This is a genomic window from Streptosporangium sp. NPDC023825 (assembly GCF_040639575.1).
In the GTDB taxonomy this organism is placed as follows: domain Bacteria; phylum Actinomycetota; class Actinomycetes; order Streptosporangiales; family Streptosporangiaceae; genus Streptosporangium.
Genome location: NZ_JBFAAE010000127.1, coordinates 1 through 6,965 on the forward strand (window position 1 = coordinate 1; position 6,965 = coordinate 6,965).

Below are 6,965 nucleotides of genomic sequence, written 5' to 3' on the forward strand. Positions count from 1 at the left end.
CCGAGAGGGGTCCTGCGCTCGGCCACCAGCCCGGCGTACCAGTCGGCGACCACGCCGGGGTCGGCGGCGAGCCTTCCCGAGGGGGCCGGGCCGGGTCACCGGAACGTGGACGGCTCCTCCGGTATGCGACCCGGCCGGATGAGGGCGATCGGCCTGCCGGTCCGCCCGTCGATCGCCCTGAACGCCCCCGTGTCGCGCACCGGCGCCGTGAGCGGCACCTCCAGGGAGGCCACGCCGCCGGCGACGCTCACGGGCCACGTGGTGGCGCCGGGCGAACGGCTCCCCGCCTCGCCCTCGCGCATCCAGACCTTGATCGTGCGCTTCCTGTGGTGCAGGACCACGGTCGCGGTGTCGCACTCGTCCGCCCGGGCCTTCCAGAAGAGCGTCACGCCGCGCGGCGCGCCCTGGTGGCGGGCCAGCCGCACCCGTTCGGGAGCCGGCATCCGGCCGCGGCAGGACGTGTCCCGCGCGCCGGAGGTGCCCCGCTCGCCCGGCTCGCCCCGTGCGAGCCGCTCTCCCCGCCCCGCCTGTGCTCCTCGTGCGTCCCGCGCGCCCTGCTGGGCCGCCTCGGGGGGCGGCGTCGGCGCATGGGCCGCCGGGGACGCCGGGTGCGGAGTCCGGGTCTGCGGCTGGGCTGCCGGGGCCGGGGGCGCGGCGATCGGAGTCCGCGCGGGAACCTGGACGACCGTGGTGGCCCAGATCGTGGCCGCCTCCAGCGCGACCAGCGACAGCACACTCGTCAGCCGCACCAGCGTCCCTCCGCGAAACAGGTTCCACAGGCACAGCGGGGTCAGGATCAGCCAGGAGACGCCGAGCACGAACATATGAGGTCACCACCGGTAGTAAGAAGTCTCAACTCCCCGTGATACTCCTGTCGCAACCGGTGATGGTTCTGTTTGCCCATCCATGCCGATCCGGTAATCGTTCGGATGCTCAGAGTGATGGTCGTTGGTAACGTGCCGTCGTAACCATCCCGGGCCCTCCGCCGGGTTCCCCCTGCAACGCCCCAAAGAGGACGAGTGTTGGCCGAGATGATCCGTACCGAGATCCTGGAGTACGTGGCTCCGATGTTCGAGCAGATCATGGCGAGGATGGACACCCTCGCCACCAAGGAGGACGTGGCGAAGTGCGCCACGAAGGAAGACCTCGCCGAGGTCAAGCAGGAGGTCGCCGAGCTTCGGCTCGATGTGGCGAAGTGTGCGACCAAGGAGGAGCTCGCCGGGGTCAAGCAGGATGTGGCCGGGCTCAAGGTGGATATGGCCGAGGTCAAGCAGGAGGTCGCCGAGCTTCGGCTCGATGTGGCGAAGTGTGCGACCAAGGAGGAGCTCGCCGAGGTCAGGCAGGAGGTCGCGAAGTGCGCGACCAAGGAAGACCTCGCCGAGGTCAAGCAGGAGGTCGATGGGGTCAAGCAGGAAATCGCCGAACTCAGGGTGGAGGTCGCGAAGTGCGCGACCAAGGAGGAGCTCGCCGGGGTCAAGCAGGATGTGGCCGAGCTCAAGGTGGACATGGCCGGGGTCAAGCAGGACATCCATGTCCTGAAGCAGGACGTCGGCGAGTTGAAGGAGAACTACCGGACCATGGACGGGAAGCTCGACCGGATGATCCTTTTTCTGGGGATGCCGGTGAGCTGAGAAACCGTCAGGCCGGGCGGACCACGGGAGTGCCCGTGAGGCGGGCTCCGGCGGAGCGGAGTTCGGCGAGGGCCGCCTCGGTGGTCGGGGCGGACACCCCGGCGGTGAGGTCGAGCAGCACCTGAACGGACAGACCGTGCGCGACCGCGTCCAGGGCGGTGGCCCGCACGCAGTGGTCGGTGGCGATGCCGACGACGTCCACCGCGTCCACGCGGCGCTCGCCGAGCCAGTCGGCCAGGCTCGTACCGTCGGCGGTGACGCCCTCGAAGCCGCTGTAGGCGCCGCTGTGGGCACCCTTGCTGAACACCTCCTCGACGCGTGCGGTGTCGAAGGCGGGGTGGAAGCCGGACCCCGGGGTCCCGGCGACGCAGTGGACGGGCCAGGTGTTCACGTAGTCGGGTTCGGCGGCGAAGTGGGAGCCGGGGTCGACGTGATGGTCACGGGTGGCCACGACGTGGTCATAGCCGTGTGAGGCGGCGTGCCGGGAGATGGCGGCGGCCACCTCGGCGCCGCCGCCGACCGGAAGGCTGCCGCCCTCGCAGAAGTCGTTCTGGACGTCGACGATGATGAGTGCGGTTGGCATGCGATCAGTCAAACACGGTGGGGATCGCGGCGTACCCCCGGGACAGCTGGTGGGCGGTCGAGGGCAGCTCGGCGACGGCCTCGCGGTGCCGGGCGCGGGCCACGTCCAGCTTCTCGCGTCCGACGATCTCCCCCTCCCTGACCAGCGGAACCTGCAGCGGGCGGGCGTCCGAGGGACGCTCGCCGGAGACGGTGACCAGCTCGGTGACCGCCGTGCCGTCGGCGTCGAGTTCGCGGAAGGCCTCCTTGCGCCCGCCCCGGCTGGGCTTGCCCACCGACTTCTTGGCCACCGGCCGCATCACCCCTTCGGCGTCCTCGCGGGCGACGAGCTTGTAGACCAGGGCGGCGGTGGGCGAGCCGGAGCCAGTGACCAGTGACGTGCCGACGCCGTAGCCGTCCACGGGGGCGGAGGCGAGCGCGGCGATGGCGTACTCGTCGAGGTCGCTGGTGACGATGATCCGGGCCTTGTGGGCGCCGAGCGCGTCGAGCTGCTCGCGGACCTCGTGGGCGACCTGGCCGAGGTCGCCGGAGTCGAGGCGGACCGCTCCGAGGGAGGGTCCGGCGAGCTCCACCGCGGTCCGTACGGCCTGGGCCACGTCGTAGGTGTCGACGAGCAGCGTGGTGCCGGGGCCGAGAGAGGCGATCTGGGCCTGGAAGGCCTGCTCCTCGGAGTCGTGGAGCAGGGTGAACGCGTGGGCGGCGGTCCCGGCGGTCGGTATGCCGTACTCGCGGCCGGCCATGAGGTTGGAGGTGGAGGAGAACCCGCAGAGGTAGGCGGCCCGCGCCGCGGCCACGGCCGCCGCCTCGTGGGTGCGCCGCGAGCCCATCTCGATGAGGGGCCTGGTCCCGGCCGCGCGGATCATGCGCGTGGCGGCGGTGGCGATCGCGCAGTCGTGGTTGAGGATCGACAGGATCACGGTCTCCAGCAGCACGGCCTCGGCGAACGTGCCCTCCACCGTCATGATCGGGGAACCGGGGAAGTAGCACTCGCCCTCGGCGTAGCCGTCCACGTTCCCGGAGAACCGGTATCCGGCGAGGAACTCCAGGGTGGGCTCGTCGATCACCTCGTTGTCCCGCAGGAACGCCAGGGACTCCTCCTCGAAGCGGAATGACTCCAGCGCGTCCAGCACCCGGCCGGTTCCCGCCACGACCCCGTAGCGCCGCCCGCCGGGCAGCTGGCGCGCGAACACCTCGAAGACCGCCCGCCTGGAGGCGGCCCCGCTTCTCAGCGCCGCCTCCAACATCGTCAGCTCATAGTGATCGGTAAGCAACGCGGTGCTCATGCTCTTTGTCACGAGTCGAAGACTAAGCCCGGGGTAGGGCAGACTGGTGAATGTGGGTAGCACCGCTCCAACGGAGGTCGAGCGTCCGTCAATCGACGTAAGACCCGATCTGCCATGGTTGACGATCGTCTGGAACGACCCGGTCAATCTGATGTCCTATGTGACGTACGTCTTCCAGTCCGTTTTCGGATACTCCAAGGAGAAGGCGGAGAAGTTGATGCTCGACGTGCACCACAAGGGCAAGGCTGTGGTCTCCAGCGGCACCCGCGAGGAGATGGAGCGCGACGCGCAGATCATGCACTCGTACGGGTTGTGGGCCACCGTCCAGCGGGATTCGTGAGCGCGCGGGCGGCCCGGCGTCGCTCGTCACCGCGCGGCGGGCGGCCGGGCTCGAGAACTTCGGGTACGGGGCGCTCGGGCGCGGAGCGACGACCGGGTGGCGGGTGGCGGGCGGATCTCGGGCGGAGTCCGCGAGGAATGGTGGGCGAGAGATGAGTTCGGGGTTCAAACCGGGCCGTGAGGGCGGCGTGATCACGGGTTTCGACGCCGCCGAGGTGTCGATCCTGCGCTCGCTGGTCACCCAGATCCTGGGCCTGATCGAGCCGGGGGAGACGGGTGACGACCCCCTGGAGAAGGCGCTCGGCATCGGCGCCTCCGAGCAGTCCGACGACCCGGTGCTGGCCCGGCTGTTCCCCTCGGCGTACGAGGACGGCGAGGCGGCCGCCGAGTTCCGCAGATACACCGAGGCGACGCTGCGCGAGGGCAAGCGGGCCGACGCCAAGACGATGCTCGACAGCGCCGAGCCCGGGCGGGTCGAGCTGACCAGGGAGCAGGCGCAGGCGTGGATGCGCGCGCTGAACGACGTGCGGCTCGCGCTCGGCACCCGGCTGGAGGTGACCGAGGAGGTGCACGACGAGATCGCCGACATGTCGGAGAGCGACCCCCGCTATCCGGCGTACGTCATCTACGACTGGTTGACCTACCTCCAGGACACCCTGGTCCGCGCCCTTTGGTAACTTCCAGTCATGCTCACGATCTCTCGGGAACTGGTTGACAGGATCATCGCGCACGCTCGGGCGGATCACCCCGACGAGGCCTGCGGCGTGATCGCCGGGCCGGTCGGCTCCGACTCCCCCGAACGGTTCGTCGCGATGGAGAACGCCGAGCGGTCGCCGACGTTCTACCGGTTCGACTCGCTGGAGCAGCTGCGCGTCTGGCGGGAGATGGACGACCGCGACGAGGAGCCGGTGGTCATCTACCACTCCCACACCGCCACCGAGGCCTACCCCTCCCGCACCGACATCTCCTACGCCTCCGAGCCGAACGCCCACTACGTGCTGGTCTCCACCCGGGAGGAGCTGGGGGAGAAGGCCGAGTTCCGCTCGTACCGGATCGTCGACGGCGTCGTGAGCGAGGAGGAGGTGACGATCACCTCCGGGTGACCGTCACCGTCCCGGTCTCATGTCCGGGGCCTCCGTTTCCGGGCGTCCGGGTCTCATGCTCGGGGCCGTTTTCGAGCGTCCGGGTCTCATGTCCGGGGCCTCCGTTTCCGGGCGTCCGGGTCTCATGTCCAGGGCCTTTTCCGGGCGTCCGGATGCCCGTGCCGGGTGGCGTCCCGGGTTCGTACGGCATCGGTGTCCGGTACGGCCGTGAGGTGAATGGCCCCTTTGGGTAAACTGGCGAGCATGCTGACCGTCGCCCCGAGCCAGGAGGACGTCGTGCTCTCGCGTCCCGGCCCCCGGGCACGGCACGCGGGTGTCGCGCCTGTACAGAACTTCCTGTTCGCACACACGCCCTCCGTCGTCGTCTACGACTGTCGCTGACCGGTTTTTCTGGAATCCTCCGGTGCTCGCCGGTGTTCTGATCCGGTGGGCTTTACTCCCATGACGACGCAAGGAGATTGACCCGCGATGGCCATCGAGGTTCGCATTCCGACCATCCTGCGCACCTACACCGACGGTGCCAAGGCCGTCGACGCCAAGGGCGCCACGCTCGAGGAGCTCATCGGCGATCTGGAGGCCCGGCATCCCGGGCTGAGGGAGCGCCTGGTCGACAAGGGCGCGCTGCGCCGCTTCGTGAACGTCTACCTGAACGACGAGGACGTCCGCTTTCTGGGCGGGCTGGAGACACCGGTCGCCGACGGCGACACGGTCACCGTCCTGCCCGCCGTGGCCGGCGGCTCCCGCTAGCCGCGCGGCGCCGCCCGTCCCGCGAGACCTCGTGATCTCCCAAGAGATCCGGCGAGATCCGGCGAGGTCCCGCGGGGCGGGCGGCGTACGCCGCGGTTCCAGGGCTGTCACCGCGAGGCAAAGGTCTGTCACCACAAGGTCAACCCGAGGCGGAAGCCGTACACCATGCGTTTTGACTCACTGATCGAATCGGTCGGCCGGACCCCGCTGGTCGGCCTGCCCAGGCTCTCGCCGTCGGAGGACGTGCGGATCTGGGCCAAGCTCGAGGACCGCAACCCGACAGGTTCGATCAAGGACCGTCCGGCGCTGTGGATGATCGAGCAGGCGGAGAAGGACGGGCTCCTCCGGCCGGGGTGCACGATCCTCGAACCCACGAGCGGCAACACCGGCATCTCGCTGGCGATGTCCGCCAGGCTCAAGGGCTACAAGCTGATCTGCGTGATGCCGGAGAACACCTCCGAGGAACGCCGCCAGCTGCTGCGCATGTGGGGGGCGCAGATCATCTCCTCGCCCGCGGCGGGCGGCTCCAACGAGGCGGTCAGGGTGGCCAAGGGCCTGGCGGAGGAGAACCCCGACTGGGTGATGCTCTACCAGTACGGCAACCCGGCCAACTGGCGCTCGCACTACGAGTCGACGGGGCCGGAGATCCTGGAGGACCTGCCGTCCGTCACCCACTTCGTGGCCGGCCTGGGCACCACGGGCACCCTGATGGGCGTCGGCAGGTTCCTGCGTGAGCGCGTCCCGGACGTGAAGATCGTCGCCGCCGAGCCGCGGTACGGCGAGTTGGTGTACGGATTGCGCAACGTGGACGAGGGCTTCATCCCCGAGCTGTACGACGCCGACGTCCTCACCACGCGTTTCTCGGTCTCCTCGGCCGACGCGCTGCGGCGCACCCGGGAGTTGCTGGCCGGGGAGGGCATCTTCGCCGGGGTCTCCACCGGAGCGGCCCTGCACGCCGCGCTCGGCATGGCGACCAAGGCCGTCAAGGCGGGCGAGCGGGCCGACATCGTGTTCGTGGTCGCGGACGGCGGCTGGAAGTACCTGTCCACCGGCGCCTACGAGGGGACGCTGGACGAGGCCGAGGAGCGGCTCGAAGGCCAGCTCTGGGCCTGAACCGCATCCGGGAAAGGGCGATCTCCGGGGCTTCCCGCCGTGACGGGATCGGGGGTCGCGGGGAAACCGCGACGGCGGATGACATGTCGACGGGGGGGGGGGGGGGGGCGCGGGGGGGGGGCCCCCCCCCCCCGGGCCGCGGCGGGGGGGCCCCCCCGCGGGCGGGG

Annotated in this window: 10 protein-coding genes; 7 read left to right on the top strand and 3 right to left on the bottom strand. The window is 70.2% G+C overall.

Going from position 1 to position 6,965, the window contains the following annotated elements:
• Positions 1–95: 95 nt before the first annotated feature.
• Positions 96–824: a hypothetical protein gene (locus tag AB0G15_RS43085; protein ID WP_362851466.1), complete on the bottom strand. Its 729-nt coding sequence runs from the start codon at positions 822–824 to the stop codon at positions 96–98.
• 195 nt (positions 825–1,019) lie between these two features.
• On the opposite strand from AB0G15_RS43085, the gene AB0G15_RS43090 reads away from it, so the two are divergent.
• Positions 1,020–1,631 (top strand): hypothetical protein, encoded by a 612-nt coding sequence (locus tag AB0G15_RS43090; RefSeq protein WP_362851468.1) that lies wholly within the window; start codon positions 1,020–1,022, stop codon positions 1,629–1,631.
• A gap of 7 nt (positions 1,632–1,638) precedes the next feature.
• Here AB0G15_RS43090 and AB0G15_RS43095 read toward each other — a convergent pair whose 3' ends face one another.
• Positions 1,639–2,214 (bottom strand): nicotinamidase, encoded by a 576-nt coding sequence (locus AB0G15_RS43095; protein ID WP_362851470.1) that lies wholly within the window; start codon positions 2,212–2,214, stop codon positions 1,639–1,641.
• 4 nt (positions 2,215–2,218) lie between these two features.
• Positions 2,219–3,508, bottom strand: coding sequence for a nicotinate phosphoribosyltransferase (locus AB0G15_RS43100; protein ID WP_362851472.1), 1,290 nt, complete (start codon positions 3,506–3,508; stop codon positions 2,219–2,221).
• 40 nt (positions 3,509–3,548) lie between these two features.
• Here AB0G15_RS43100 and clpS point away from each other — a divergent pair, with 40 nt between their 5' ends.
• From clpS to AB0G15_RS43130, 6 genes are all read left to right on the top strand, one after another.
• On the top strand, positions 3,549–3,836 hold the full coding sequence (gene clpS, locus AB0G15_RS43105) for an ATP-dependent Clp protease adapter ClpS (RefSeq protein ID WP_329091067.1): 288 nt from the start codon (positions 3,549–3,551) through the stop codon (positions 3,834–3,836).
• A 151-nt stretch (positions 3,837–3,987) separates the two neighbouring features.
• Positions 3,988–4,512, top strand: a complete 525-nt coding sequence (locus AB0G15_RS43110; RefSeq protein ID WP_362680058.1) for a DUF2017 domain-containing protein — start codon at positions 3,988–3,990, stop codon at positions 4,510–4,512.
• Positions 4,513–4,521: 9 nt separating this feature from the next.
• Entirely contained in the window at positions 4,522–4,938 is a 417-nt protein-coding gene (locus AB0G15_RS43115) for a M67 family metallopeptidase (RefSeq protein WP_350973579.1), read from the top strand.
• Between the two features lie 243 nt (positions 4,939–5,181).
• Positions 5,182–5,319 (top strand): hypothetical protein, encoded by a 138-nt coding sequence (locus tag AB0G15_RS43120; protein ID WP_362680063.1) that lies wholly within the window; start codon positions 5,182–5,184, stop codon positions 5,317–5,319.
• 87 nt (positions 5,320–5,406) lie between these two features.
• The gene (locus AB0G15_RS43125) at positions 5,407–5,685 is read left to right on the top strand and encodes a MoaD/ThiS family protein (RefSeq protein ID WP_344919239.1); all 279 of its coding nucleotides are present in this window, start codon (positions 5,407–5,409) and stop codon (positions 5,683–5,685) included.
• Between the two features lie 165 nt (positions 5,686–5,850).
• Positions 5,851–6,798, top strand: a complete 948-nt coding sequence (locus AB0G15_RS43130) for a cysteine synthase (protein ID WP_362851474.1) — start codon at positions 5,851–5,853, stop codon at positions 6,796–6,798.
• Positions 6,799–6,965 lie beyond the last annotated feature (167 nt).

Excerpts from the sequence above, each read along its gene's own strand:
- AB0G15_RS43085 (WP_362851466.1), bottom strand. The coding sequence starts at position 824 with ATGTTCGTGCTCGGCGTCTCCTGGCTGATCCTGACCCCGCTGTGCCTG.
- AB0G15_RS43095 (WP_362851470.1), bottom strand. The coding sequence starts at position 2,214 with ATGCCAACCGCACTCATCATCGTCGACGTCCAGAACGACTTCTGCGAG.
- AB0G15_RS43110 (WP_362680058.1), top strand. The coding sequence starts at position 3,988 with ATGAGTTCGGGGTTCAAACCGGGCCGTGAGGGCGGCGTGATCACGGGT.
- AB0G15_RS43115 (WP_350973579.1), top strand. The coding sequence starts at position 4,522 with ATGCTCACGATCTCTCGGGAACTGGTTGACAGGATCATCGCGCACGCT.
- AB0G15_RS43120 (WP_362680063.1), top strand. The coding sequence starts at position 5,182 with ATGCTGACCGTCGCCCCGAGCCAGGAGGACGTCGTGCTCTCGCGTCCC.
- AB0G15_RS43125 (WP_344919239.1), top strand. The coding sequence starts at position 5,407 with ATGGCCATCGAGGTTCGCATTCCGACCATCCTGCGCACCTACACCGAC.
- AB0G15_RS43130 (WP_362851474.1), top strand. The coding sequence starts at position 5,851 with ATGCGTTTTGACTCACTGATCGAATCGGTCGGCCGGACCCCGCTGGTC.